The 26,908-nt window shown below is 60.8% G+C and carries 23 protein-coding genes and 1 pseudogene; 17 read left to right on the top strand and 7 right to left on the bottom strand.

The window, feature by feature from the left end:
* Window positions 1-89: 89 nt before the first annotated feature.
* Window positions 90-2,255 carry an acetate--CoA ligase family protein gene (locus tag V1294_RS16605; protein ID WP_334498646.1) on the bottom strand — a complete coding sequence of 722 codons (2,166 nt, stop codon included), beginning with the start codon at window positions 2,253-2,255 and terminating at the stop codon, window positions 90-92.
* A gap of 219 nt (window positions 2,256-2,474) precedes the next feature.
* Here V1294_RS16605 and V1294_RS16600 point away from each other — a divergent pair, with 219 nt between their 5' ends.
* The 10 genes from V1294_RS16600 to V1294_RS16555 all read left to right on the top strand — a co-directional run bounded on the left by V1294_RS16600 (window position 2,475) and on the right by V1294_RS16555 (window position 13,951).
* Complete coding sequence (locus V1294_RS16600) at window positions 2,475-3,170, top strand: GntR family transcriptional regulator (RefSeq protein ID WP_108513445.1); 696 nt, start codon at window positions 2,475-2,477, stop codon at window positions 3,168-3,170.
* Between the two features lie 66 nt (window positions 3,171-3,236).
* On the top strand, window positions 3,237-4,967 hold the full coding sequence (gene oxc, locus V1294_RS16595; RefSeq protein WP_334498645.1) for an oxalyl-CoA decarboxylase: 1,731 nt from the start codon (window positions 3,237-3,239) through the stop codon (window positions 4,965-4,967).
* A gap of 65 nt (window positions 4,968-5,032) precedes the next feature.
* Entirely contained in the window at window positions 5,033-6,310 is a 1,278-nt protein-coding gene (frc, locus tag V1294_RS16590) for a formyl-CoA transferase (RefSeq protein WP_334498643.1), read from the top strand.
* A gap of 222 nt (window positions 6,311-6,532) precedes the next feature.
* The gene (locus tag V1294_RS16585) at window positions 6,533-6,670 is read left to right on the top strand and encodes a hypothetical protein (protein WP_334498641.1); all 138 of its coding nucleotides are present in this window, start codon (window positions 6,533-6,535) and stop codon (window positions 6,668-6,670) included.
* A gap of 535 nt (window positions 6,671-7,205) precedes the next feature.
* Window positions 7,206-8,219: a Bug family tripartite tricarboxylate transporter substrate binding protein gene (locus tag V1294_RS16580; RefSeq protein ID WP_334498639.1), complete on the top strand. Its 1,014-nt coding sequence runs from the start codon at window positions 7,206-7,208 to the stop codon at window positions 8,217-8,219.
* A gap of 72 nt (window positions 8,220-8,291) precedes the next feature.
* Window positions 8,292-8,789, top strand: coding sequence for a tripartite tricarboxylate transporter TctB family protein (locus V1294_RS16575; RefSeq protein WP_334482067.1), 498 nt, complete (start codon window positions 8,292-8,294; stop codon window positions 8,787-8,789).
* A gap of 27 nt (window positions 8,790-8,816) precedes the next feature.
* Window positions 8,817-10,316 (top strand): tripartite tricarboxylate transporter permease, encoded by a 1,500-nt coding sequence (locus V1294_RS16570; protein WP_334482069.1) that lies wholly within the window; start codon window positions 8,817-8,819, stop codon window positions 10,314-10,316.
* A gap of 389 nt (window positions 10,317-10,705) precedes the next feature.
* Entirely contained in the window at window positions 10,706-12,001 is a 1,296-nt protein-coding gene (oxlT, locus tag V1294_RS16565; protein ID WP_334498636.1) for an oxalate/formate MFS antiporter, read from the top strand.
* A 274-nt stretch (window positions 12,002-12,275) separates the two neighbouring features.
* Window positions 12,276-12,707, top strand: a complete 432-nt coding sequence (locus V1294_RS16560; protein WP_334498634.1) for a CBS domain-containing protein — start codon at window positions 12,276-12,278, stop codon at window positions 12,705-12,707.
* A 155-nt stretch (window positions 12,708-12,862) separates the two neighbouring features.
* Entirely contained in the window at window positions 12,863-13,951 is a 1,089-nt protein-coding gene (locus tag V1294_RS16555) for a ketopantoate reductase family protein (RefSeq protein ID WP_334482075.1), read from the top strand.
* Window positions 13,952-13,988: 37 nt separating this feature from the next.
* Here V1294_RS16555 and V1294_RS16550 read toward each other — a convergent pair whose 3' ends face one another.
* The gene (locus tag V1294_RS16550; protein ID WP_334482077.1) at window positions 13,989-14,885 is read right to left on the bottom strand and encodes an SDR family NAD(P)-dependent oxidoreductase; all 897 of its coding nucleotides are present in this window, start codon (window positions 14,883-14,885) and stop codon (window positions 13,989-13,991) included.
* Window positions 14,886-15,200: 315 nt separating this feature from the next.
* Window positions 15,201-15,443 (bottom strand): hypothetical protein, encoded by a 243-nt coding sequence (locus tag V1294_RS16545; protein ID WP_334482079.1) that lies wholly within the window; start codon window positions 15,441-15,443, stop codon window positions 15,201-15,203.
* Between the two features lie 974 nt (window positions 15,444-16,417).
* Here V1294_RS16545 and V1294_RS16540 point away from each other — a divergent pair.
* The 3 genes from V1294_RS16540 (at window position 16,418) to V1294_RS16530 (ending at window position 19,186) form a co-directional block, all read left to right on the top strand.
* A complete protein-coding gene (locus V1294_RS16540; protein WP_334498631.1) occupies window positions 16,418-16,645 on the top strand; it encodes a hypothetical protein in 228 nt (75 codons plus the stop codon).
* A 186-nt stretch (window positions 16,646-16,831) separates the two neighbouring features.
* On the top strand, window positions 16,832-17,977 hold the full coding sequence (locus V1294_RS16535; RefSeq protein ID WP_334482081.1) for a fructose-1,6-bisphosphatase: 1,146 nt from the start codon (window positions 16,832-16,834) through the stop codon (window positions 17,975-17,977).
* A 21-nt stretch (window positions 17,978-17,998) separates the two neighbouring features.
* Window positions 17,999-19,186 (top strand): 6-phosphofructokinase, encoded by a 1,188-nt coding sequence (locus tag V1294_RS16530; RefSeq protein WP_334482082.1) that lies wholly within the window; start codon window positions 17,999-18,001, stop codon window positions 19,184-19,186.
* A gap of 70 nt (window positions 19,187-19,256) precedes the next feature.
* Here the strand turns inward: V1294_RS16530 and V1294_RS16525 are convergent, their stop codons facing one another.
* The 3 genes from V1294_RS16525 to V1294_RS16515 form a co-directional block, all read right to left on the bottom strand.
* Entirely contained in the window at window positions 19,257-20,819 is a 1,563-nt protein-coding gene (locus tag V1294_RS16525; protein WP_334498629.1) for an SGNH/GDSL hydrolase family protein, read from the bottom strand.
* A gap of 204 nt (window positions 20,820-21,023) precedes the next feature.
* Window positions 21,024-21,164 carry a hypothetical protein gene (locus tag V1294_RS16520; RefSeq protein ID WP_334482086.1) on the bottom strand — a complete coding sequence of 47 codons (141 nt, stop codon included), beginning with the start codon at window positions 21,162-21,164 and terminating at the stop codon, window positions 21,024-21,026.
* Window positions 21,161-21,442 carry a hypothetical protein gene (locus tag V1294_RS16515; RefSeq protein ID WP_334498627.1) on the bottom strand — a complete coding sequence of 94 codons (282 nt, stop codon included), beginning with the start codon at window positions 21,440-21,442 and terminating at the stop codon, window positions 21,161-21,163. Before V1294_RS16515 ends, V1294_RS16520 begins: the two co-directional genes overlap by 4 nt.
* Here V1294_RS16515 and V1294_RS16510 point away from each other — a divergent pair.
* Window positions 21,428-21,616 carry a hypothetical protein gene (locus tag V1294_RS16510; RefSeq protein WP_334482089.1) on the top strand — a complete coding sequence of 63 codons (189 nt, stop codon included), beginning with the start codon at window positions 21,428-21,430 and terminating at the stop codon, window positions 21,614-21,616. The two genes, V1294_RS16515 and V1294_RS16510, sit on opposite strands and share 15 nt — an antisense overlap.
* 480 nt (window positions 21,617-22,096) lie before the next feature.
* Entirely contained in the window at window positions 22,097-22,738 is a 642-nt protein-coding gene (locus V1294_RS16505) for a class I SAM-dependent methyltransferase (protein WP_334482091.1), read from the top strand.
* Between the two features lie 95 nt (window positions 22,739-22,833).
* Here V1294_RS16505 and V1294_RS16500 read toward each other — a convergent pair whose 3' ends face one another.
* A complete protein-coding gene (locus V1294_RS16500) occupies window positions 22,834-24,048 on the bottom strand; it encodes a cytochrome P450 family protein (RefSeq protein ID WP_334498624.1) in 1,215 nt (404 codons plus the stop codon).
* Window positions 24,049-24,444: 396 nt separating this feature from the next.
* Between V1294_RS16500 and V1294_RS16495 the strand changes: the two are divergent.
* A pseudogene (locus tag V1294_RS16495) lies at window positions 24,445-25,437 on the top strand (NAD(P)H-dependent flavin oxidoreductase).
* Window positions 25,438-25,511: 74 nt separating this feature from the next.
* Window positions 25,512-26,480: a zinc-binding dehydrogenase gene (locus V1294_RS16490; RefSeq protein WP_334498622.1), complete on the top strand. Its 969-nt coding sequence runs from the start codon at window positions 25,512-25,514 to the stop codon at window positions 26,478-26,480.
* The last annotated feature ends 428 nt before the right edge of the window (window positions 26,481-26,908 follow it).

The raw sequence follows: 26,908 nt of genomic DNA, 5'->3' as shown, positions 1-26,908 counted from the left end.
TTCTTCACGGGGAGAGGGTCGGGGTGAGGGGCTGCCTCCGCGAATTCGAAAGACGTGAATACGCTGAGACTCCCCTCACCCACCCGTCGTTAGAGCAGGCCCGCGCCGCGCGCCCACTTGTACTTGGCGCCGAGCACCTCGACCGGCAGTTCGGTCGAATAGGCATAGGCCGGGATGCCGTTCTGGTAGAGATATTCGGCGGCCTCCTCGACCTCGACGTCGCCGGCGAGCGAGGCGACGATCGGCTTCACGAAGCCCTTGGCCTCCATCTCCTTCTTCACCTCGACCATGTTGCGGGCGAACACCATCGGCGGGGTGACGATCGTATGCCAGTAGCCAAGGATCAGCGAATGGATCCGCTCGTCCGACAGGCCGAGCTTCACGGTGTTGACGTAGGTGATCGGCGGCTCGCCGCCGGTGATATCCACGGGATTTCCGGCCGCGCCGAACGGCGGAATGAATTTGCGGAATGCGGCGTCGAGGTCCGGCGGCATCGTCATCAGCGACAGGCCGTTATCCACAACCGAGTCCGACAGCAGCACGCCCGAGCCGCCGGCGCCGGTGATGATCAGGATGTTCTCGCCCTTCGGCGTCGGCAACACCGGCACGCCGCGCGCGAATTCGAGCAATTGCCTTAAAGACCGGGCGCGGATCACGCCGGACTGGGCGAACACGTCCTCGTAGATCTTGTCGTTGCCGGCGAGCGCGCCGGTATGCGACGAGGCCGCCTTTGCACCGGCCGACGTGCGGCCCGCCTTCAGCACCACTACCGGCTTCTTCTTGGAGACGCGCTTGGCGGCTTCCGCAAAGGCGCGGCCGTCCTTCAGGTCTTCGCAATGCTGCGCGATGATCGCGGTGTTCGGATCCTGCTCGAAGAAGGCGAGCAGATCGTCCTCGTCGATGTCGGACTTGTTGCCGAGGCCGACGATCGCGGAGACGCCCATCTTGGCCGAGCGCGAGAAGCCGATGATCGCCATGCCGATGCCGCCGGACTGCGACGACAGCGCCGCCGAGCCCTTGACGTCATAGGCGGTGCAGAACGTGGCGCAGAGATTGGCCGGCGTATAATAGAAGCCGTAGATGTTCGGCCCCATCAGGCGGATGTTGTACTTCTTGCCGACTTCGACGATCTCGGCCTGCAATTCAGGCGCGCCCGCTTCGGCAAAGCCCGACGGAATCAGAACCGCACCTGGAATTTTCTTCTCGCCGCATTCGGCCAGCGCACCGGCGACGAACTTCGCGGGGATCGCAAACACCGCCGTGTCGATCACGCCGGGGACGTCCTTGACGCTCTTGTAGGCCTTGTAGCCCAGGATCTCCGCGGCCTTCGGGTGGATCGGATAGATCTCGCCCTTGTAGCCGCCGTTGATCAGGTTCTTCATCACGGAGTTGCCGATCTTGCCGTCTTCGGCGGAGGCGCCGATCACGGCAACGCCCTTCGGCTGCATGATGCGGTTCATCGCCGTGACGATTTCTTCGGTCGGGCGCGGCGCCGGGCGCGGCTTGTAGTCGAAGTCGACGACGATGCGCACGTCGGCGGCAATCGCGTCCTTCTTGGTGGCGAACACCGGGTTGAGATCGAGTTCGACGATTTCGGGGAAGTCGCTGACGAGCTGCGACACTTTGACAATGACATCAGCCAGCGCCTCGCGAGAGACCGGATCGCCGCCGCGCACGCCCTTGAGCATGTCATGGGCCTGGATGCCGTCGAGCATCGACAGCGCATCGTCCCTGGTCGCGGGTGCGAGACGGAAGGTGATGTCCTTCAGCACTTCGACCAGCACGCCGCCGAGGCCGAACGCCACCAGCTTGCCGAACGAGCCGTCGGTGATGGAGCCGACGATGACCTCGGTGCCGCCGGCCAGCATCTGCTGGACCTGGATGCCCTCGATCTTGGCGTCAGCCTTATACTTCTTGGCATTGGCAAGGATGGTCTCGTAGGTCTTTTCCGCATCCGCCGCGGTCTTGACGCCGACCACGACGCCGCCGGCTTCGGTCTTGTGGAGAATGTCCGGCGAGACGATCTTCATCACCACCGGGAAACCCATGCCCGTTGCGAGCTTGGCGGCCTCGGCGGCAGACTTGGCCACGCCTTCCTTCGGAACCGGGATGCCGTAGGCGTCGCACACCAGCTTGCCTTCCGGCGCGGTGAGGCTGGTGCGCTTGTCGGCTTTCACCGCATCGAGCACCCGGCGGACAGCCTGGTGGGCGCTGGGCTCGGCGATCTTGCGGGCCGCATCTGCAGAATTTGACATTGGCTTCCTCCTGGGGCTAATTTTATGGCATTTGGTATGCCAGAGATCCGATTGTCAAGACAAACTATCGCGCAGAAACAGCGAAAACACGGGCATCTTGACATACTGGTATTTGGTATGCCAAAAATATTCGAGTGTTTCTTCTGCTAAGAAGACGTCTCCAACACAGGGAGGAGACGAGTCGTGCCCGCACCAAAACAAACCAAGGCGCCGCCTGTCATGGCTGAGGCAGATATTGCAATCGTCCGGATTGCTCCCGAGACGAGCTTCAAGAACAAGGCCTACGAGGCCTTGAAGGAAGCTATTCTCAAGATGGACATCTACGCGACGCCCGAGCAGGTGATGCTCGACGAGCGCGCGCTGTCCGAACGCCTCGGCGTCAGCCGCACCCCTATTCGCGAAGCCATCGCGATGCTTGAACAAGATGGCTTCGTCAAAACCGTTCCGCGCCGCGGCATCGTCGTGGTTCGCCGCACCAAGACCGAGATCGTCGACATGATCCGCGCCTGGGCTGCGCTCGAAAGCATGGCCGCGCGCCTGATCACGACCACCGCGCGCAAGAAGGACATCACGGCGCTGCGCGATTTCTTCAAGGATTTTGGCAAAGATCGCCTGCCGCAGGATCATGTCGAGGAATACTCCAAAGCCAACATCGCGTTCCATCAGGCTCTAATCTCGCTTTCCGAATCGCCGGTGCTGGTCGATTTGACCAACGACCTCCTGCTGCATGTGCGCGGCTACCGGCAATTGACCATCGGGCGGAAGGATCGCACCGCGACCTCCCTGCCCGAGCATCTCGGCATCATCGAAGCGCTGGAAGCACGCGACACCGAACTCGCCGAGAAACGCGCACGCGACCACACGCTGGGCCTTGCCGCCTACGTCGAGGCGCACGGCCAGGAACTATTTACCTAGACGCAACTTCGCACCAGAAGACGACGAAAAATCGTCCGAACCAAAACGATCAGGGAGATGAAGCCCATGCTGAATACCGCGACCAAGTCCGAAGCACCGGGCACCGAGCAAGAGCTGACGGATGGCTTTCATCTCGTCATCGACGCGCTCAAGCTCAACGGCATCAACACCATCTATGGTGTGCCGGGCATCCCGATCACGGACCTCGGCCGCATGATGCAGGCCGAGGGTATTCGCGTGCTGTCGTTCCGCCACGAGCAGAACGCCGGCTACGCCGCCTCGATCGCCGGCTACCTGACCAAGAAACCGGGCGTCTGCCTCACCGTCTCGGCGCCCGGCTTCCTCAACGGCCTCACCGCGCTCGCCCACGCCACCACCAACTGCTTCCCGATGATCCTGATCTCGGGCTCCTCCGAGCGCGAGATCGTCGACCTGCAGCAGGGCGACTATGAAGAGATGGACCAGCTTGCGGTCGCCAAGCCGCTCTGCAAGGCCGCCTTCCGCGTCCTACATGCGGCTGACATCGGCATCGGCCTGGCGCGCGCGATCCGTGCCGCCGTCTCGGGTCGCCCGGGCGGCGTTTATCTCGACCTGCCGGCAAAGCTTTTCGGCCAAGTGATGGACGCGGCTGCCGGCGCGAAGTCGCTGGTGAAGGTGATCGACGCTGCGCCGGCCCAGATCCCTGCCCCATCCGCCGTCAAGCGCGCGCTCGACGTGCTCAAGGGGGCGAAACGCCCCCTCATCATTCTCGGCAAGGGCGCGGCCTATGCGCAAGCCGACGACGAGATCCGCGCCTTCGTCGAAAAGACCGGCGCGCCGTTCCTGCAGATGAGCATGGCCAAGGGCCTGCTGCCCGACACGCATGCGCAGTCGGCCGGTGCGGCACGCTCGACCGTGCTGAAGGACGCCGATGTCGTCATGCTGATCGGAGCCCGCCTCAACTGGCTGCTGTCGCACGGCAAGGGCAAGACCTGGGGCGACGCGCCGAAGAAATTCATCCAGATCGACATCGAGCCGAAGGAAATGGACTCCAACGTCGAGATCGTGGCCCCGGTGGTCGGCGATATCGGCTCCTGCGTCTCCGCGCTGCTCGAGGGCATGGGCGGCAGCTGGCCGGCTGCACCCGCCGACTGGGTCTCGACCGTTAACAAGAAGCGTGACGACAACGTCGCCAAGATGGCGCCGAAGCTGATGAGCAACGCTTCGCCGATGGATTATCACGGCGCACTCGGCGCACTGCGCACCATCATCAAGGAGCGGCCCGACGCCATCCTGGTCAACGAAGGCGCCAATACGCTCGACCTCGCCCGCGGCGTCATCGACATGTACAAGCCTCGCAAGCGCCTCGACGTCGGCACCTGGGGCGTCATGGGTATCGGCATGGGCTATTCGATCGCCGCCGCCGTCGAGACCGGCAAGCCGGTGCTCGCGATCGAGGGCGACTCGGCCTTCGGTTTCTCCGGCATGGAGATCGAGACCATCTGCCGCTACCAGCTTCCGGTCTGCATCGTCATCTTCAACAATGACGGCATCTATCGCGGCACCGACGTCAATGCGGGCGGCTCCGATCCGGCGACGACGGTGTTCGTCAAGGGCTCGCGCTACGACAAGATGATGGAAGCGTTCGGCGGCGTCGGCATCAATGCCACCTCGCCCGACGAACTCAAGCGCGCTGTCAACGCAGCGATGGATTCCGGCAAGCCGACGCTCATCAACGCGGTGATCGATCCGGCGGCCGGTTCCGAGAGCGGCCGCATCGGCAACCTCAATCCGCAAAGCGTTCTGAAAAAGAAATAACCGACTTCAACCCATTTCATCCTGCACGCGCAAGGCGCAGACAGACACAGTACGGAGCAAAGACGATGACAAAGGCGCTCAAGGGCGTTCGTATTCTTGATTTCACCCACGTTCAGTCGGGTCCGACCTGCACGCAATTGCTGGCCTGGTTCGGCGCCGACGTGATCAAGGTCGAACGCCCCGGCGTCGGCGACATCACGCGTGGCCAGTTGCAGGACATTCCCAATGTGGACAGCCTGTATTTCACCATGCTCAACCACAACAAGCGCTCGATCACGCTCGACACCAAGAACCCGAAGGGCAAGGAAGTCCTCACCGCCCTGATCAAGAGCTGCGACGTGCTGGTGGAAAATTTCGGCCCCGGCGTGCTCGATCGCATGGGCTTCCCCTGGGAGAAGATCCACGCCATCAACCCGAAGATGATCGTGGCCTCGATCAAGGGCTTTGGTCCCGGGCCTTACGAAGACTGCAAGGTGTATGAGAACGTCGCCCAGTGCACCGGCGGCGCCGCTTCGACCACCGGCTTCCGCGACGGGCTGCCGCTCGTCACCGGCGCGCAGATCGGCGACAGCGGCACCGGGTTGCATCTCGCGCTCGGCATCGTCACCGCGCTCTACCAGCGCACCATGACCGGCCAGGGCCAGAAGGTTACGGCTGCGATGCAGGACGGCGTGCTCAACCTCGCGCGCGTCAAACTGCGCGACCAGCAGCGCCTCGCCCATGGTCCGCTGAAGGAATACAGCCAGTTCGGCGAAGGCATTCCGTTCGGCGACGCGGTGCCGCGCGCCGGCAACGATTCTGGTGGCGGCCAGCCCGGCCGCATCCTGAAGTGCAAGGGCTGGGAGACCGATCCCAACGCCTACATCTATTTCATCACCCAGGCGCCGGTGTGGGAGAAGATCTGTGACGTGATCGGTGAGCCTAGCTGGAAGACCGATGCGAACTACGCCAAGCCGCCTGCCCGCCTGTCGCGGCTGAACGAGATCTTCGCGCGCATCGAGCAGTGGACGATGACCAAGACCAAGTTCGAGGCGATGGAAATCCTCAACAGGGACGACATCCCCTGCGGTCCGATCCTGTCGATGAAGGAGATCGCCGAAGACCAGTCGCTGCGCGCGACCGGCACCGTGGTCGAGGTCGATCATCCGACCCGCGGCAAGTACATTTCGGTCGGCAACCCGATCAAGCTGTCGGACTCACCGAGCGAGGTGACGCGTTCGCCGCTGCTCGGCGAGCACACCGACGAGATCCTGCGCCAGGTTCTCGGCTTCTCCGATCACCAGGTCGCCGAGATCCACGACTCCGGCGCGCTCGATCCGCCGCGGAAGCAGGCGGCCGAATAAGCCAACTCTTAAGAGAACACAAAATGCCAAGGCCGCCGGTTTCCGGCGGCCTTTTTCTGTCTGGGATGTTCCGTCTGGAATGCCACTTTCGTTAATTTTGCTGCAATGCAAACAGCTAATTGCTGCTATGCAAACAGGCCCGTTGTGGCTGGCATCTGGTATACATAAATTGTCTCGAGATTACCAAGCGGAATGGTTCCGCTCCAAGAAAAGGGGACAAACATGTCCAAGACTGCATCCGTGGGCCTCCTGCCCTCCAGCACCCTGTTCAGCCGTCTGATGGCTTCCATCGACCGCCTGCTGACCGCGAGCAGCCGTATCGCCATCCGCAACGGCGACCTCCCCCGTTTCGGTCTCTGAGCCTATAAAATAAGCGATTTGCGATCGAAGGTCTTCTCCAGGCGAACGGTCCTCCGCATGATCTCTCTGTAGCAATGGCCCCGGCTTCCGGGGCCATTTTTCGTTTGCAGCGGGCCGCCGACTTTTACCAACATCTGCGACAAATCAGCCCGAATGCCAATTCGCCGCAATAACCGTTTGCGTCCTGGCATATCGCATACAAAGATACATCAAGGGCGCCCGCACCGAAAAGAAGGGCGCATTTTGGGGGGATAAGGTCGTGCGGTCCACGAGGACAGCCAAGGCGATCTGGCGCGAAGCCGGCGGTGCATCTCACCTGCCCTCTTCGGCGTTATGCAAATACACAATTGGCCGAAAGGAGCGGATGCCGCACCGAAAGGTCCCTCTTACAATTCGAGCCTGCAGTCATCGCACGGGGACAACCGTTGCGGTGTAACAGTCATGAGTGCGAGAACAACCCGATCGAATGGTCGGGGACAGAACTAGAAAGCCGGCAAAGACCGACGTAACCACAGTTCGACGGGAGAGAAACAAAATGAAGCACACTGCACAAACGGCGTTGGGCGCAATCGCCGCCTTATGCGCGATTGGGATTTCTGTTCCTGCGACCGCCGCATGGGAACCGGTACGGCCAGTCGAGTTCATCGTTCCTGCCGGCACCGGCGGCGGCGCCGATCAGATGGCGCGGACGATCCAGGGCATCGTCACCAAGCACAGCCTGATGAAGCAGCCGATGGTCGTCATCAACAAGGCGGGCGGCGCCGGCGGCGAAGGCTTCCTCGACCTCAAGACATCGGGCGGCAATCCGCACAAGATCATCATCACGCTCTCCAACCTCTTCACCACCCCTCTTGCCACCGGCATCCCGTTCAACTGGAAGGATCTCACGCCGGTAACGATGCTGGCGCTCGATGAGTTCGTGCTGTGGGTGAACGCCGAAAAACCGTACAAGACGACGAAAGAGTATATTGATGCCGTGAAGGCCGCTCCCGCCGGTACTATGAAGATGGGCGGCACCGGTTCGAAGCAGGAAGACCAGATCATTACGGTCGCGGTCGAGAAAGCCACCGGCAGCAAGTTCACCTACATTCCCTACAAGGGCGGCGGCGAAGTCGCGGTTCAGCTCGTCGGCAACCATGTCGACTCCACTGTCAACAATCCGATTGAGGCCGTCGCGCAATGGCGTGGTGGCAAGCTGCGTCCGCTTTGCGTGTTCGACGCGCAGCCGATGGGCTATGACGAACAGGTCGCGGACGGCAAGAGCTGGAAGGATATTCCGACCTGCAAGTCGCAGGGTCTCGATATGGAATATCTGATGCTGCGCGGCATCTTCATGTCGCCACGGGCCACCAAGGATCAGATCGAATATTACGTCGAGCTGTTCAAGAAGGTTCGCGCCACGCCCGAGTGGCAGGATTTCATGAAGAGCGGCGCGTTCAACACGACCTCCCTGACCGGGGCAGAATATGCCAAATGGGTCGAGGTCGAGGAAAAGCGCCACGAGGTCCTGATGAAGGATGCCGGTTTCCTTGCCGCACCTGGCAACTGATCGACGCATCGCCCGCAACCGGGATCATAACGCAGGCGCCGGGCCTCGGGCCCGGCCGCGCATGGAGTTTTGATGACAACAGGCAGCTCGAGCAAGACAGGCCCCACCCACAAGCTGGTGGAGGCTGGGATCACGTTGCTGATCGCCCTCTTCGGCGTCATCGTTATCGTCGGCAGCCTGAAGGCCGGCATTAACTGGGGCGCGGAAGGTCCGCGCGCCGGCTTCTTTCCATTCTACATCGGAATCTTCATCGTCGCATCCAGCGGGATAAACCTGTGGAACGGACTGCGCGACGACAATGACGAGCTGTTCGCGGAATGGGGACAGCTTCGCCAGGTTATGAGCGTCGTCATTCCAACCGCGATCTATGTCGGCGCCATGCCGTTCACCGGGCTTTATCTCGCCTCGATCGTCTTCATCGCATGGTTCATGCGATGGCTGGGCAAGTACCCTTGGATTACCGTGCTGGCCGTCGCGCTTGGCATGCCCATTGTCACCTATTTCATTTTCGAGCGCTACTTTCTGGTCCCGCTTCCCAAGGGGCCGATCGAAGAGTGGCTCGGTCTGTAACATCGACGCACAGTCAGGATTATCGGGATGGAAGAACTCGTCAATCTGTTTCATGGCTTTGCGGTCGCGCTGCAGCCTTTCAACATCATGGTGATGGTCCTCGGCATCGTGCTCGGCGTCATCATCGGCGTGCTTCCGGGATTGGGCGGCGCCAATGGCGTTGCGATCCTGTTGCCGCTGACATTCTCGATGCCGCCGACGTCGGCCATCATCATGCTGTCCTGTATTTATTGGGGCGCATTGTTCGGCGGAGCGATCACCTCGATTCTCTTCAACATACCCGGCGAACCATGGTCGGTCGCGACGACGTTCGACGGCTACCCGATGGCGCAGAAGGGCAAGGCCGGCGAAGCTTTGACGGCGGCCTTCACCTCGTCGTTCGTGGGCGCCCTGTTCGCCGTCATCATGATCACGCTGGTCGCGCCACTGGTCGCAAGCTTTGCGTTGCAATTCGGACCAGCCGAGAAATTCGCGGTTTATTTTCTGGCGTTCTGCAGTTTCGTCGGCTTGAGCAAGGAACCACCGTTCAAGACCATCGCGGCGATGATGATTGGATTTGCGCTTGCCGCTGTCGGCCTCGATTCCATCACCGGACAGCTACGGCTGACATTCGGCGTTACCCATCTGCTCAACGGGTTCGACTTCCTGATCGCCGTCATCGGGCTGTTCGGCATCGGCGAGATCCTGCTGACGATGGAGGAAGGGCTCGCCTTCCGCGGCGGCAGCGCCAAGATCAATTTGCGGGTGGTGCTGCAGACCTGGAAAGAGTTGCCGGCCTACTGGGTGACGTCGCTGCGCTCCTGCGTGATCGGCTGCTGGATGGGCATCACGCCGGCCGGCGCAACGCCGGCATCCTTCATGAGCTACGGCATCGCCAAGCGGGTGTCGAAGAAAGGCGCCAATTTCGGCAAAGGAGAAATCGAAGGCGTGGTCGCGCCGGAGACCGCGGCGCACGCTGCGGGCACCGCGGCGTTGCTGCCGATGCTTTCGCTTGGCGTTCCGGGTTCGCCAACAGCCGCCGTGTTGCTCGGCGGCCTCCTGATCTGGGGCCTGCAGCCCGGGCCGATGCTGTTTGTCGAACAGAAGGAATTCGTCTGGGGCCTGATCGCCTCGATGTATCTCGGCAATCTCGTCGGCCTGATCGTTGTGTTGACCTGCGTGCCTGTCTTCGCGGCCATCCTGCGCGTCCCCTTCAGCATCATCGCGCCACTCATCCTGGTGCTGTGCGCGATCGGCGCCTACTCGGTTCACAGCAGCACGTTCGACGTGGTGTTGATGCTGGTGTTCGGCGTGATCGGCTACCTGCTCAAGAAGTGCAACTATCCCCTCGCCCCGCTGGTGCTGGCCATCGTGCTCGGCGACAAGGCGGAAGAGGCATTCCGGCAGTCGTTGCTGGGATCCCAGGGCTCGCTCGGCATATTCTTTTCCAACACGCTGGTCAGCACGATCATGATCCTGGGATTGGTTGCGCTGTTCTGGTCGGTGATCCAGCAAGGCTATACCCGCTTGCGCGGCGCCGTTGCCTGAAGGGAGCAAGGCGCCATCGCCAGAGCGAACAAAATCCTTCCCTGAAGTCTGACTACGAGGAGCGTAGTCAGGCTTCATTTAACCACCTGAAACGGGTCACGATGGCCGGGCACTGTCCCGGCCATCATCGTTTTTTTGGGCGCTGGGATATCAGGCGCGAGAAAGTGCAAGATCTCATAACGAATGCAGCCAGCAGCGCTCATCTACTAATTTCTTTTTTGTTTCAGTATTTTAACGTGCGGCCTGATCACCGCTGTTCTAATGACGCGTGTTCAGTAGCAACAGGAAATGCGACAAACTGGCAAGATTTCTCTTGTCTACTGGCATAACATATACCAAACTCTTCCCTTGAGCTGTCGGGTATCGATAGAACAGCCTATGGAGGGAAGATGACGGACACAGTGCACGGAGCGGCCCCCGTCGCGGCGGCCCGAGTCAGCGATGCTTATCGCTGGACCCAGTTAGCCATCGGCGTCGCCGCAATGGTCATGATCGCCAATTATCAATATGGTTGGACTTTCTTCGTCCCCGACATCCAGAAGAAATTCGGATGGGATCGCGCTTCGATCCAGTGGGCATTTACGCTGTTCGTGCTGTTCGAGACCTGGCTGGTCCCGGTCGAAGGATGGTTCGTCGATAAATACGGCCCGCGCCTCGTCGTCCTGGTCGGCGGCATCCTCTGCGCCATCGGATGGGCGATCAACGCCCAGGCGACCACCCTCAACGGCTTCTATCTTGGCATGATCATCGCAGGCATCGGCGCCGGCGGCGTGTACGGCACCTGTGTCGGCAACGCGCTGAAATGGTTTCCGGACAAGCGCGGCCTTGCTGCCGGTATCACCGCCGCCGGATTCGGCGCGGGCTCGGCGCTGACGGTCGCGCCGATCCAGGCGATGATCAAGGACTCCGGCTTCCAGACCACCTTCCTTTATTTCGGTCTCGGACAAGGCATCATCATCGTGATCCTCGCCTTCTTGATGTTCGCGCCCAAAGTCGGACAGGTGCCTGCGGTGACGCAGAATGCCAACATCATCCAGACCCGGCGCAATTATCAGCCGACCGAGGTGATCCGTCAGCCGATCTTCTGGCTGATGTACTTCATGTTCGTGATCGTCGGCGCCGGCGGATTGATGGTCACCGCCAACCTCAAGCCGATCGCCGTCGACTGGAAGGTCGACAGCGTACCCGTCACACTGATGGCGGTGACGATGACGGCAGTGACGTTCGCGGCCACCATCGACCGCGTCCTCAACGGCCTCACCCGTCCCTTCTTCGGCTGGATCTCGGACATGATCGGGCGCGAGAACACCATGTTCATCGCGTTCGGCATGGAAGGCATCGGCATCTGGGGCCTGTACATGCTGGGCCACGATCCGGTGTGGTTCGTGCTGCTGTCGGGCTTCGTGTTCTTTGCCTGGGGTGAGATCTATTCCCTCTTCCCGTCGACCTGCACCGACACCTTCGGCGCGAAATTCGCGACTACCAATGCCGGCCTGCTCTACACGGCAAAGGGCACCGCGGCGCTGCTGGTGCCTGTCGCGAACTACATGCAGCAATCTTCGGGCACCTGGGACACCGTGTTCATCGTCGCGGCCGGTGCGAACATCCTGGCCTCGGTGCTGGCGATCGCCTTGCTCAAGCCCTGGCGCAAGTCGGTGGTTGCCAAATCGCAGCTGACGGCCTGATCCAAACCGGTACGGTTATTCGAAACAAGCGCGCTCATCCTCCGGGATGGGCGCGTTTTTCTTTTGCCTGGGCGGCCTCTGGTATACCAGATCGCCTTTCGGCACGCTCCAGGGACGTCTCCCTCTCCTCGGGTCGGAATGGAGCGCTTCAATAACGTCAGTAATGCTGCCTATTTATCTTCATCCCGGCGAGAGATTTCCACGGCCAAACGTGTTGACAATTGGCATTATGTATACCAGACTTAGATCAATATTTCACCCCAAGGAGGTTGCCATGCAAGTCGGAGATATCCTGCGCAACAAAGCCGCCCGTGTCGCAACGGTTCGCATGAACGAGACCGTCGCCATCGCAGCCCAACTGATGCGCTCCAGCAATATCAGCGCGCTGGTCGTCAAGGATGTCGTCCGCACCGAAGGCAACACGGCGGTCGGCATGTTCACCGAGCGCGACGTCGTTCGCGCGATTGCCGCACACGGCGCAGCCGGCGTGAACATGCGCGTTTCGCAATTCATTTCGGTGCAACAGCTCGTTTCCTGCACGTCGACGGATACGCTCGAGCATGTCCGCCACCTCATGAGCAAGCATCACATCCGCCACGTGCCGGTGATCGACAATTACAGCCTGATCGGCGTCATCAGCATTCGCGATATCTTCAACGCGTTCGACGACGAAGCAACGCCCTTTAAGCTCGCCGCATCGGCCTGACCGTCGCTTCGAACTGCGCCGGCATTTTTTGGGCTGCACTCCCAGGGAAGACGGTATCGCACCGCAATAGTCGGCTTAACTCCTGTCGCAAAGCAGGCGCTCGCAAATCTGCGCCGGAGTAGTGGCGCCGGAAAACATCATCTGTGGGAGGGCGCATGGCGCGTAACATTCTGATCCTCGGGGCCTCGTATGGCTCGTTGCTGGCGACAAAGCTTTTGATGGCGGGTCACAACGTGACCCTGGTTTGCCGGAAGCAGACGGCAGAACTCATCAATCGCGACGGCACCGAAGTTCGCATCAAGCTGCGCGACGAGGCGGCCCACCGGCCGATCTTCTCGCGCGACCTGCCTGGCATCTTGGACGCAGTCGAGCCCGCCGACGTCGATCCTTCCCGTTATGATCTGGTTGGTCTTGCGATGCAGGAACCGCAATACGCTGCTCCCGCGATGCGGCTTCTGATGATCAAAATCGCCGAAGCGAAGCTGCCTTGCCTTTCGATCATGAACATGCCCCCTCTGCCCTATCTCAAGCGCATCCCGGCCCTTGCGGAAATGGAGTTGGAGAAGGCCTATACCAACGCTGCGGTATGGGATCGGTTTGAGCCAGGCCTGGTGTCGCTCTGCTCTCCGGATCCGCAGGCCTTCCGTCCCCCAGAGGAAGCGGCGAATGTTCTTCACGTCGGCTTGCCGACAAACTTCAAGGCCGCGTCATTTGCGGACGAGAAGCACAATTTGCTGCTTCGAGAGCTGGAAGCCGACATCGATGGGGTGAAGCTGGATGGCCAGGACGTTCCGGTGAAGCTCAAAGTGTTCGATTCGATGTTCGTCCCTCTGGCCAAATGGTCGATGCTGTTGACCGGGAATTACCGCTGCATCACGCCGCAAGAGCCGCAATCGATCCGCGACGCGGTGCACGGCGATATCAACCTCTCGCAATCGATCTATGACCACGTCGATGCCATCGCCCAGCGTTTGGGCGCCGATCCCACGGATCAGGTACCTTTCGAGAAATATGCCAAAGCGGCGGAAAGCCTTCTCAGGCCCTCGTCAGCAGCCCGAGCGGTCGCTGGTGGCGCGCCTTCCATCGAACGCGTCGACCTGCTGGTGAAGCTGATTTCGCATCAGCTTGGCGCACCCAATGCCGAAATCGACCGTACGGTCCAGATCGTCAATCAGAAACTCAATGAGAGCATCACGGCGAACGCGTCCGGCGCACCGCGAGGTGCTCCAGTCGCTGTGACGTAGAGCCCTTTCGGTTCTGATTGAATCACAGATGCGATAGCTAGCGCCGCGGCGTCCTTCCACGTATGCGATCGAAGCCCTGCTTGATAGCGGCGAAGCGTTTGTCGATGAAGGGTTCGTGCTCGGTGTCGGTGAAGATGTAGGGCCAGTCATTTTCGATTGCCTCGCGAACCAGTTCGCCGACATAGAGCGGATCGATGCCATTGTTGATCCGTTCCTGAAGCGCCTTGATGAACTCGGCGAGCGGTCCTTCCGTCGGCGGCGGGCTGCCGATCTTCCCGGCGAACCGCTGCGGCACATTGCGCCGAGAATTCATGATCTGAGTGCGGATGACGCCCGGACACAGAACGGATACCCCGATTTTCCGCGGCGCGAGCACCGTCCGCAGTCCTTCGGACAAAGCCACTACTCCATATTTGCTCACATCGTACCCAGGATTTGGTCCCGCAATCAGTCCGGAGACGGACGCCGTGGAAACAATCTGCCCTCCTTCGCCATGCGCCTCGATCAGCGGACCGAAAATCTCGATGCCCCAAATCACCGACATCAGATTGACGCCGAGAACCCAATTCCAACCTGCATCTGTCCAATGACCGTAACCCCGGCCGCCGCCGACCCCCGCATTGTTGACGAGAATATGGACCCTGCCGTACCGCGCCACGGTGGCGTCCGCTGCGGCTTGGAGTTCTGCTTTGAGCGATACATCCGCTCTCACGCCGTCAACGTCGGCGTTGGTAAGTTTCAATTTCTCTACCGCCGTTGCTAACGCCTCTTCCTCGATGTCGCATAGCATGACCTTCACCCCCGCCCGCGACAGCGCCGTGGCGATCCCTAATCCGATGCCTGATGCTGCTCCGGTGACGAAGGCTGTTCGTCCGATAAGGTCTTGCATGTGCGTGTTTCCGTTGCTTTTGCAATTGGCCTTGGCAGATACCATTTGGTTCGCTGAGTTTATAGTACTTAAGCTCAAAGGCGCGCCGCGCATGTCCGTTGTGGGTCACACAGCCAGGGTCAAACTCGGAAGTCCGGAGGTGCAACGGCGAGATCTGCTTTGCCCGCGTACGCAGACATCGTCAGATCAGTCGGTCAAGTCCGGTTCGAGAAGAGTCGACATCGAAGGCCGCGCGTTCGAGGAAGAGCCTCGCTTTTGAGGATCCACCAATTCAACACTGGTGATCTGCAATGGAGTGGGAGGCTGCCATGTAGGCAGCCTCTTTCTACCTTGATGCTATTTCCACCCCGGCTGACCCCGTCATGGGGAGTCATCCCAACGTGGAGATGAAACAAGGCTCACGCCCATCCCGACCTCACGTGTGGGCTTCCGATCAGTCTTGAACAACAATTGTGCGGCCTCGACGTTCGTGGCGCAGCGCTCGAGCCAGCGAGCCACGAGAAAATCAACCCGCGTGGCAAATCGCAGTCGAGCCGCGGCCAGCACAAGCCTCGCATCCAAGCCATGATCGGATGGTCTCTTGACGTCGTTGCGGGCGCTCATCTTGCCCTCCTGCCGGTTCGGCGGAGGGAGCGGCCCTGCGCCGAGAGTTACACTCTTGCCTTGCGGATCAGCCCCGCTTGGAGCTGAAAATTCGGACCCCGTGTCATCACGGACATGCACGACCAATCGGCCAGCCAATTAAGCGGCCGGACGCGGGCGGTAGTCTCTGCGATGTGTCGTGCGTTGCGCATTACGGTCCTCAAGAGTGCAGGCAATCTCACCCAGGACGAATGTCATGATCTAAGCGCAGAGAAAATTCAGCGCGTCAAATGTTTTATGTTCAAGAGGTGCGGAATTTTTGCATGCCAGCAATTTTCGAACGCCGGCGCCGCCGGTTGGGTTCGAAAATTTCCGGTTGTGGTCAATTGGCGGAAGCGGCGATTACTTCGCCATGTCCGGTCTTCCCCACGGAAGCAGAGACCAGTCGGAAGGGTCGGCATATCCGCTGGGGCCAAGAACAGACTTCAACAGACCACCAACGGAAGCGAGCCCAAAGCGTCGCCTGATCAGTCGCTCAGTTTGTCAAGAACCCACGTTCGATTGAAGAACGGCTCGGCCCATACAGACGGAAATAGGCGAACCGGGATTTGCCTGGGATCATGGGCACCAAATCGCGCAAGGTTGGCCGCGGCGTCGCGCCAGCGCTACAGGTCAACGCTAACTGATCCGCAGGGCTTGAAGGTTTGGAGCGAGCGCCCGTGCAAGCACCCCTCATGTTTCTGGGCGTAGGCAAGCACGCCCATGATAATCAAGGCCATCACGACCAATCCGGCTACTAGGTTCTGCACCATGGCTGTCACTCCAGGTGAACTCATGAACAAGGCGACCGGCTCGAATCAACGCCGGGGCGGCGCTCGCTCTCGAGCCACCATGGGGCTGCGGTTGAAATGATCAGCGAGAGGTCGCGCAGCCAAAGAGAGCACAATTGTCGGCCTGATGGCAGTGCAAACTTGTTGCCGCGCTGCGCAAATTCGATGCGCGATCAGAAGCCGCGTCTTCGAAAATTCGCCTGTTTGGCCGGCATTGCCGCGTTGCTGGCGCTTTCGGGGCGAGCGGCCGAAATGAACCTTGATGATCTGCTGCTCGTGCGCCTGCCGGCGCCGCCCGAAGGACGCCGTGCCCCGCTCCAGGTGATGGACGGCAACTACCAGAGGCTAAGCGGCGTTTGTCCGTGGTGGAACGCCATGGTCGCCCGGCAATGACCTGAATTCGATTCCCGCGAAAAAACCAACTCCCGGCTACCGGATGAGCCCGCATTTCGAGAACGGCATTTGTGGAACGTAACGGAACCTCAGACGTTCTTTTTCGCGGAAATGAGCAGCGCCGTCGCCCCGGCGCAGCAAGCGCAGACGCCGAGGCGGTGCGCTGCGCTGGCGGAGGGAACGCTCATGAGACTCACCCTTTCGGTCATCAAGGCTGACATAGGCTCCGTCGGCGGCCACACGAAACCGTCTACACGCATGATGGCGGCCGTCGAGGGCGAGGTCGCGAAGGCGATCTGCGATGGCCTGCTGATCGACGCTTTCGTCTGCCACACCGGCGACGACATTGCGATCATCATGACACACACACGGGGCGAAGGGAGCTCCGAGGTGCATCAACTTGCCTGGAAGGCGTTCCTCGCGGCCACCTCGGTCGCGAAAACCTCCGGGCTTTATGGCGCCGGCCAGGATCTTCTCGTCGACGCACCTTCCGGAAACGTTCGCGGCGCCGGACCGGGCGTCGCCGAGCTCAGCTTCGACCACAGCCTCTCGGGCACGAGACCTGCGGAGTCCTTCATGGTGTTCGCCGCCGACAAATGCGGCCCCGGCGCCTACAACCTGCCGCTCTACCTCGCCTTCGCCGATCCCATGTATTGCGCCGGGCTGATGCTGCCCCCGATGATCAAGGGATTCCGTTTTCATGTCATCGACATGGATCACACGGCCGGCGACAGCGTGATCGAACTCGACGCGCCCGCGGATGGCTACCACATTGCCGCGCTGCTCCGCGACAACGAGCGCTTTGGCATTGATCGCATTGTTTCCCGGACCCATGGCGAGGTCGCCGTCGCCGTTTCGGCGCAGCGTCTTCACGCGATCGCAGGCAAGTACACCGGCAAGGACGATCCGGTCGCGATCGTCAGGAACCAGGGGATTTTCCCGGCACCCGAAGAAATCGTTTCACCGTTCGCGAAGGCGCACTTCGTAGGCGGCGATGCGCGCGGCTCGCACGTGATGCCGCTCATGCCGGTGCCACTTAACACTCCGGTGACGGGCATGTACTGCCTGCCGATCGTTTCCTGCACCGGCTTTTCGATCGACAAGGACGGCCGTTTTTCAGAGTCCTTTACCGATTTCTTCGACAATCCGGCGTGGGACGAGGTCCGCAGGCGCGCCCAGCGCAAGGCAATCGAGATGCGCAGCCAGGGCTGGTCAGGTGCCGCGATGCTGCCCTATTCCGAGCTGGAGTATGGTGGCTTCCGCGACACCGTGTCCTCACTGCTGAAGCGCTTTCAGGTGCGCGAGGAGCGCAAGCCGGAAGCGGCCGAGTAAGGGACTGCCTGCGAGGTGGGTATGGCAAAAAGGCGTATCGGCATTCTCACGGGCGGCGGCGACGTTCCCGGTCTCAACGCAGTCATCAAGAGCGTGACATATCGCGGCAGCGAGAACGACATCGAGGTCGTCGGCCTCCGCCGTGGTTGGGAGGCCCTCACGCACGTGAACCTCGAGGACCCGGCCTCCAGGTCCCACTACATCATCCCGCTGAACCGTGACAACACGCGCACTATAGACCGGAGCGGCGGCACTGTGCTGCACTCGAGCCGCACCAATCCGTCCAGGATGAAGAAGCTGCCAGATCATCTCGCAGGCCACGACTTTCCGGCCTCGCTCAGCACGAAGGGCGGCATCGCAACCAGGACGTGGGACGTCACCGGCCAGGTGCTGGCTAACCTCTCGGGGCTCGGCATCGAACATCTGATCGCCATCGGCGGCGACGACACGCTCAGTTACGCAGCCAAGCTCAACGACCTCGGCGTCAAGATCATCGCCATCCCGAAGACGATGGACAACGACGTCCGCAACACCGAGTACTGCATCGGCTTCTCGACCGCGATCACCCGCGCCAGCGACGCCATCCAGCGGCAGCGCACCACTGTCGGATCGCACGAGCGAATCGGTATTTTCCGCGTCTTTGGCCGCGATGCCGGATTTACGGCGCTCTACACCGCGTACGCCACCTCGATACGGTGCGTCATACCGGAGTACAAGGTCGATCTCGACAAACTGATCCAGTTGCTCGTCGAGGAGAAGCGCGCCAACCCAAGCAACTATGCGCTCGTCGTGCTCAGCGAGGGCGCCGCGTGGGAGGGCTACGAAGTGCAGGAATACGGTGAGCCTGATGCTTACGGTCATCGCAAGAAGGCGAGTGTGGCGGAATCGTTCGCCGACGAGATCAAGCGACGCGTCGGCGAGGAGACGATCACCTCCGATCTCACATACGACCTGCGATCGGGCAATCCTGACTTCATGGACAAGCTCGTGGCCCTGACTTTCGGCAATATGGCGTACGATGCCGTCCTCGAAGGCAAGACCGGCCTCATGTCGGCGCTGGTGGAGGGCCGCTACGACCTCGTGCCCATCCCTGATGTCAGGCTCGGGCCGCGCAAGCTGGACGTCGCCAGCACGTACAACACGGACCGCTACCGTCCCATCTACACCAATAAGCGCGGGCAGCCGATCTTTCTCAACCGCGCATCATAGGGCGGCAGGTGGTAACCCCTCAAGCGAAGTGGGACACCGGATTTTCGGGAGCGCCAAAAGCGATCGGGCTCTAGCGGCGCTGCTTTTTCGGCTTTAGCGACGCCGCCGGCGCTCGCGCATTGGCATCGAGCGATGTTGACGCCACTGGCGTGTCACCCTTGGCCCCTTCGCGTCCAATTTCGCGTCGCGGCCAGGCAAAATCGTCGGCGCGACCGGCTGGTGCCGACAAGGGCTCACCTGTGATCAAGACCCGGGCGGCTTGCGCATCGATCGCCATCGGCCGCGCCCCGGGAGCGCCGAGTAGTTGATCCGTGCCGACAGAAGAGCCCACCAAGGGAACGATCGGCCCGGCCAGCGGACGCGGCGCCGGCTGATCCGGCCGAGCACTGGCGTCGGGCGTTGCCGGTTCGGTGGGCAGCACAATCGGCGCGGAACGCGCAGCCAGCAGCCGGTTGATTTCACGCTCGGCATAATGCGCGAGCTTGAGCGCGCCGGCCTTGGTGAAGTACACGCCATCGGAGGAGCGCAGCCGGCGGATCTGCCCTTCGAAATCGGGGCCTTGCTGTGAAAAGCGGCCGGCTTCATCGACAAATCCGTCCCAGACGTCGATATAGGTGATGCCGGCCTTGCCGGCCGCATCGCGATAGAGCGTATCCAGGAACGCCGTGTCGGCGGTCGCCTTGGGGCCGCGTACCGCCGGCAGACCCACCCACAGCACTGGCACACCCTTGGACTTGAGTACGCCGATCATCTCGTCGATCTTTTCCCTGTAGAGTTCGACCCAGCGCTTCTCGCGAAACTCATGGAGGCCGTTCGGCGAGCCCGCGCTCTTCTCCGGTCCAGTGACCGGTCGCGCGTCATTGTTGTCGGCGGCATCGTCTGGCGACAATTCGGTATCCGTCACCTTGGTTGCACCATCGGGCTTCACCGCGGGTTTTGCGACCGAGGGCTTGCCATCAGGTTTGGCCTTGGCGTCCTTCTTGTCCCCCGGCTTACTGTCGGATTTTTCGGGTGTCGGCTCGCGGATTGCGACGCGGTCGTCAAGCCCGAGCATGACGACAATGGCGTCCGCTTTTTCGACGGCGAGAATGCCTTTGGCGGCGGCGGCCCAATCGGCTGGATCGCCCTTCGGCTGATACTTGATCAGGCCGGAGGCTGACTTGTGTTTGCGGATCACGCCCATCTCAGGCTGATCGGCATAGACGTCCTCAAGCCCATAGGCGAGCCAGTCCGCCATGGCGTCACCGAGCACAAGAATGTGGCGCTCGGGTACAGTGTTGCGCTTCTCGGGCGGCGGGGCCTTTGAAAAATCCTCGCGCACCGCCGGGGGCGCTTGCCGCCCATGCGAACGAGGTGGCGGCGCGTACTGCTGCTGGTACGGCGCAAACGTGTCGTTGCCGAACCAGCCTCCACCACGTTGTTCGTTACCGGACCAGCCTCCACCGCGTTGTTCGTTACCAAACCAGCCGCCGCCACGTTGCGGTTGCGGTCGCTGCTGATATTCGCCGAAATTAAAAAACTGTGCAGAGGTAGGTCCGGCCAGGCCGAACACCAAGCCCACCGCGACGGCTAGCGCAATCAGCCGACCACGCTCGGTGAAGAAGATGCATCGCCCTTTTGGTCCGTTTGGCATGCTGGACCGCACACACGCAGAACCTGCCTTAGCCAGATTAGCACGAGGCGCCCGGTGGTGGGGTCTCAGTTTACCGTGAAGTGCGGTGTCGTCAGTTCAAGCAAGAGCCCGGGTGTCCCGCTTCGGGTTAAAGCGTCGATTTTGGCATGTCAGCAAGCACGTCGAGCGCCCTTCGTGGAAACGAAGGTGCCACTCTCGCAACGATTACCCTTCGGCTGCGAATACGTAGCTGCTGCCATCCTTGGCCAGCGTGCCGACGGTCGGCATCAACCAGCGAGTACCCGAAATGGTGAGCTTGTCGGCAACCGCGCGATCGAAGATCTTCCTTCGCGTTTCGACGGTCATTTGCGGATAGGTCGGAGACCGCCCCACTTCCGAACAGCGCCGCCAGAGCGGAACTTCACAAAACGCTCCGGCTCAGGCGCGGCGCGCCGTTCGAAGGTGCCAAGGAACTTCGGAAGCGTGTGGAACCAGAAAACGCCTCCCGCGTTGAAATAAAAATTGATCGGATAATCCAGAAAAAGCGGGGATATCTCCCAAAAGGAGGCTTGATTTCTTGCCTCTTTTTCCCGGTCGGACGGCATTTCTTTGATGGGGAGGAAGAAGAGATGACTGATCAGCAATTGGCTCTTCAGGCGATTAACGAAGCGCAACTCATACTGGAAGAATACCTTCGGCCCCGGCCGCAAAACAATGAGCTTATCCTCGACAAGCTCGTGGAAGTTCTCGAACGCCCCGATTTGGTAGTTGCTGTAAGTCGCTTGCAGCAGCAGAGCAATCTCTCAGTGCGCAAATGAGGAAACTGCCAGCAATCGCCTTGGCCGCCTGGGTTGCTACGCTCCTACCAGTTGGGACGCCAACCGCCGCGCAGGCCAAACAACAATGCAGCGCCGCAGCACCATCAAATCCGCACGGGCGTTGGTGGTCCTATCGTCTGATCGATGGACGAAAGTGCTGGTACGAAGGCAAGCCCATGCTTTCAAAATCGTTGTTGGAATGGCCCAAGGGGGCATTCGCGCAACCCGTTTCCGACAGAGAAGAAGTTCAAAGCGTTGTCACAGAGAAGCCTGGCGATCCGTTAGATGCGCAAGCCCGAGCACTGGAAGGTTCTGACAGTTTCGAAGCGCGATGGCGCGAAAGGGTGAAAATGCAATAGGCGTTGCCCCAAAGGAAAGTCGCTAAGCGCCGGGATCGCGCCTGTGCAGCACCGACAATCAGTTTTGGGGAACTCGCGAAGAACTCTTGTTTTCTAACCAGGCGTAATGCGGAAACCAGCAATGCGAACGGCCGCAGATTTCAATCTCTATTACGCAACTCCTGACCCCTGGCATATTTCCCACGCGCAGTTCAGGGATAAGGTCTTGCGCCGACGCCTGAAGCCGTTCATCCGCGGCAAATCCGTTCTTGAACTGGGTTGTGGTGAAGGTCACCTGACCCAAACAATTTTTAACAAAGCACGATCCGTGGTTGGCATCGACATAAGCGATGTAGCGATTGCTCGCGCTAAATCGCTGAACCTGCCAAATGCCCGATTTGAATGCGCTGATTTTTTACAAGCTTCATTCGAGGGTTACGATGTGATTGCGGCCCTCGAATGCGTCTACTATCTGTCCTTTCAAGAGCAGGGAGCGTTCCTGGAGAAAGTTGCCAAAGAACACCCTGACAAAATACTTCTGCTCTCGGGTCCAATTGTGGATTACAGAAGGCACTTCAGTCATAAGCGATTGATGCACGAGTTTACGACTTTGGGGTTCACTCCGCTTAAATTTTATAACCTGTCGGTTTATTGGTATCCGCCTTCATCCAGAATTATCGCTGGCCTGATCAAGCTGCCACTTGGACACACCTTGCTTGATTGGATACCGGACTCGATGATCTACCAAAGACTGTACGCACTTCGGGCACCGAGACGCCCCTGACTCGGATATCGCCAGTTCGAATTTGGTCCGCTGTTGGGCAACCGTGCGGGGTTCTTGGCGGTGAAAGCCCGACGGGTCTTCCGGCGCAACAACGACTACGCGATGACCGGCAACGACTTGAGGCCACGAACGACCGGCGCGGCGCGCCACTGCAGTTCGTGAGCAGGACAGGCAGGCGTCAACTCAGGCAGGCGTCGCAGCAGGCAACCGAACGCGATCTCGGCCTCCATCTTCGCCAGATGCGAGCCGACGCAAAAGTGAACGCCATCTCCAAACGCAAGATGCGGATTGGGCTTGCGGGCCAAGTCCAGCCGATCGGGCTCCGCGAATTTCTTCGCATCCCGGTTGGCGGAGGCAATGACGGGGAAGATAACATCGCCGCGCCTGATCGTGGTGCCGTGCAGGTCGATGTCCTGTGCCGCATATCGCTCCGTTGCGGTCTCGACGGGTGCCGTGAAGCGTAACAACTCCTCGACTGCAGATCCAAGGAGCGAGAAATCTCCGAGGAGCCGCTTTTTTTCGCGCGGATTCTCCATCAGCGCCAGCATTCCGGACCCGATCAGGTTCACGGTCGTCTCGTGGCCGGCGATGATCAGGAGCACCAGCATGGCAATGAGCTCGCTCTCGCTCAGCCGATCGCCCCCCTCCTCCACGGCGATCAGCGCGGAGATGAGATCATCCTTCGGGGCGCGCCGGCGCGTGGCAACGAGGCGCCGCAAATATCGCATCAATGCAAAGATCGAGGGCAGCAAGAGCGCCATGCGAAATTCCGATCGCGCTCCGAGAAAAACATTGGTCCACTTCCGAAAGCGCGTCCGGGCCTCTTCGGGCAGGCCCAGCAGCTCCGAGATCACGGTCAACGGCAGCGGAAGCGCGAAATCCTCGATAAGGTCGGGCTTCGACTTGGCGCGCAACCGATCGACGAGACCCTCAGCCAGGACTTCGGTGCGGTTTCGCAACTGCTCGATGCGTGCACGGCCGAACGCCTTGTTGATGAGGGCCCGCAGCCTTCGATGTGCGGGATCGTCCAGGTCCAGCATGTTCTCCGAGAGTGTCCTGAGGCTCGCCGGTGTCCACCACGGCATGGACTTGGGCGAGCGCAAGCCGGCATTGCCCGCGTCTTTGACGAACCTGGCGCTGTCCTGGAGGCACAGGGCCACGTCATCGTAACGCGTAATCAGCCACGCCCGCTTCAGGACGGGTACGCCAACTTCGAAAGCCGGCGCCTCGCTGCGAAGAAACGCATAGAACGGAAACGGGTCGCGCTTGTGCTCGGCTGAGTAGATGTCGACTTTGCGAGGATCGTTCATGGCGCTTAAGATCGGCAAGTCCCTGGATGCATCGTGCGCAGCACCCTGGATGAAAACCAAAGCAGCAATGTGTTGCGTCGCAATGCCCGTTCAGCCCATGTCCGGTCCAGGTCAAAAAAGTCGATTTTGGCGTGTCCGCAGCATATCCGATTAGCGAGGTGTTCTCAGGAAATGCCGGACTCCATGCGCAATTGTTCGCACTGCGGAACAAGTCCTCGCTTTTGCATGATGGCGTTGCCCTGACCTACGCCCGCTCCCCGTAGACTTTTGTGGGGGGTGACGGCATCCTGTTCTCCGAAATCTCACAAGATGACGTGCGCGGCCTCCCGCGGACATAAAATTATAGGAAACGCATTTTCCAATTGGAAAATGCTTATGGAAACACAGAGGGCAGACATGAAGACGCGATTTACCGAACTCGTTGGCGTTGAGCATCCGATCGTCCAGGGCGGCATGCAGTGGGTCGGCCGCGCCGAGCTGGTCGCGGCCGTCGCCAATGCCGGCGCGCTCGGGCTGATCACGGCGCTGACGCAGCCGACGCCGGAGGATCTCACCAAGGAAATCGCGCGCTGCCGCGACATGACCGACAAGCCGTTCGGCGTCAACCTGACCATTCTTCCCGCGATCAAGCCGCCGCCCTATGCCGAGTATCGCCAGGCGATCATCGAGGCCGGCATCAAGATCGTCGAGACCGCCGGCAACAAGCCGCAGGAACACGTCACCGAGTTCAAGAAGCACGGCATCAAGATCATCCACAAATGCACCAGCGTCCGTCACGGGCTGTCGGCGGAGCGGATGGGCGTCGATGCGCTCTCGATCGACGGCTTTGAATGCGCCGGACATCCCGGCGAGGACGACACCCCCGGCCTGATCCTGATCCCGGCCGCCGCCGACAAGATCAAGATCCCGATGATCGCCTCGGGCGGGTTCGGCGACGGCCGCGGCCTGGTCGCCGCACTCGCGCTCGGCGCCGAGGGCATCAACATGGGCACGCGCTTCATGTGCACCAAGGAAAGCCCGATCCATCAGCTCGTGAAGGAGCGCATCGTCGCCAATGACGAGCGCGAGACCGAATTGATCTTCCGCACCATGCGCAACACCTCGCGTGTCGCCAGGAACACGATTTCGACCAAGGTCGTTGCAATGGAGAAGGAAGGCGCAAAATTCGAGGACGTGCGCGAACTGGTCGCCGGCGCCCGCGGCAAGATGGTCTACGCGACAGGCGATGCCGATGAAGGCATCTGGTCGGCCGGCCAGGTCTAGGGCCTGATCCACGACATTCCGACCTGCGCCGAACTGGTGTCGCGCATCATGCGCGATGCGGAAGCGATCATCCGCAGCCGGCTCGAAGGCATGATGTCGGGCGCCCAGCGGCAGGCGGCCGAATAGGCGGCTTGACGCAAGTAAAAAAGACAGGCCGCCGAGCAAGCGGCCCCTGCGTGGCCAACTAAAGAGAAGAGCCCATGAAAGCCTATGTCTACGGCGCCAACGGCGCTGAAATCACCGAAATTGCAAAACCTTCGCCGAAGGGCACGCAGGTGCTGGTCAAGGTCCATGCCTGCGGCCTCAACCGCGCCGATCTCGGCATGACCAAGGGCCATGTGCATGGCGCGGCCGGCGGCGTCGGCACCGTGCTCGGCATGGAATGGGCCGGCGAAGTCGCCGAGCTCGGCCCTGATGCAAAGGGCGTCAAGGTCGGCGACAAGATCATGGGCTCGGGCGGTGCGGCGTTTGCCGAGTATACGCTGGCTGACCATGGCCGGCTGTTCCGCGCGCCCTCAAACATGAATTTCGAGGAGGCCGCCACCCTCCCGGTCGCGCTCGCCACCATGCACAACGCGGTCGTGACCAACGGCGCGCTGCAGAAAGGCCAGACGGTCCTGATCCAGGGCGCCAGTTCCGGCGTCGGCTTGATGGCGATGCAGATCGCAAAATTCAAGGGCGCAAAACTCGTCATCGGCTCCTCGACGGATGCGATGCGCCGCGGCCGGCTGAAGGAGTTCGGCGCCGATCTGGCGATCGATTCCAGCGATCCCGGCTGGGTCGACGAGGTGCTGAAAGCCACCAATGGCGAAGGCGTCGACCTGATCGTCGACCAGGTTTCCGGCAAGGTTGCGAACCAGAATCTCGCGGCAACCAAGGTCAAGGGCCGCATCGTCAATGTCGGCCGGCTCGGCGGCACCCACGCCGACTTCAATTTCGACCTCCACGCCGCCCGCCGCATCAACTATATCGGCGTCACCTTCCGCACCCGCACCATCGAGGAAATCCGCGAGATTTTCGACGAAGTCCGCAAGGACATCTGGGGCGCGGTGGAATCGCGAAAACTGCAACTGCCGATCGACAAGGTCTATCCCTTCGCCGAGATCGGAAGAGCGTTCGAGCACATGGAAGCCAACAAGCACCTCGGCAAGATCGTGGTGACGCTGTAGCCGATGACGCTGCGATGCGTACTTGCGATCGTCGGGCGGATTGGCGCAGCGCAATCCGCCATCTTGTTTGAGATGCGGCGGGATTTCGGGCGCTGGAATGAGATAGCAGGAGATTAGCGTGGCCTCGGCATAGCATCTATGGAGAGATCAATTGTGATTGGCGAGACGGTCAGGTTCACCGCGAGTGACGGCAAGTGTGCCCTCGTGATTGAGGACGATGGACGGGTCGGATATGCGTACCTTCTGGATTCCCGGGGCGATATCTGCGGCGACGTGTGGCTTTACAACCGTTGTCCTGCTCCGGACGTGCCCGAGTGGCATGATCCAAGTGGTGCGCCCTTCGCAAATCCATTGGACTACGTCCGAAGCTCCTCGGAGTTTCGATTTCCTAACTCCTCCGCTGACATCGATATAGATTGGTCTTGCGA

It is taken from the genome of Bradyrhizobium sp. AZCC 1678, from assembly GCF_036924765.1.
Taxonomy (GTDB): Bacteria; Pseudomonadota; Alphaproteobacteria; order Rhizobiales; family Xanthobacteraceae; genus Bradyrhizobium; species Bradyrhizobium algeriense.
Note: the sequence above shows the minus strand (reverse complement) of the source record. Positions and strands in the feature narration are given on the sequence as shown.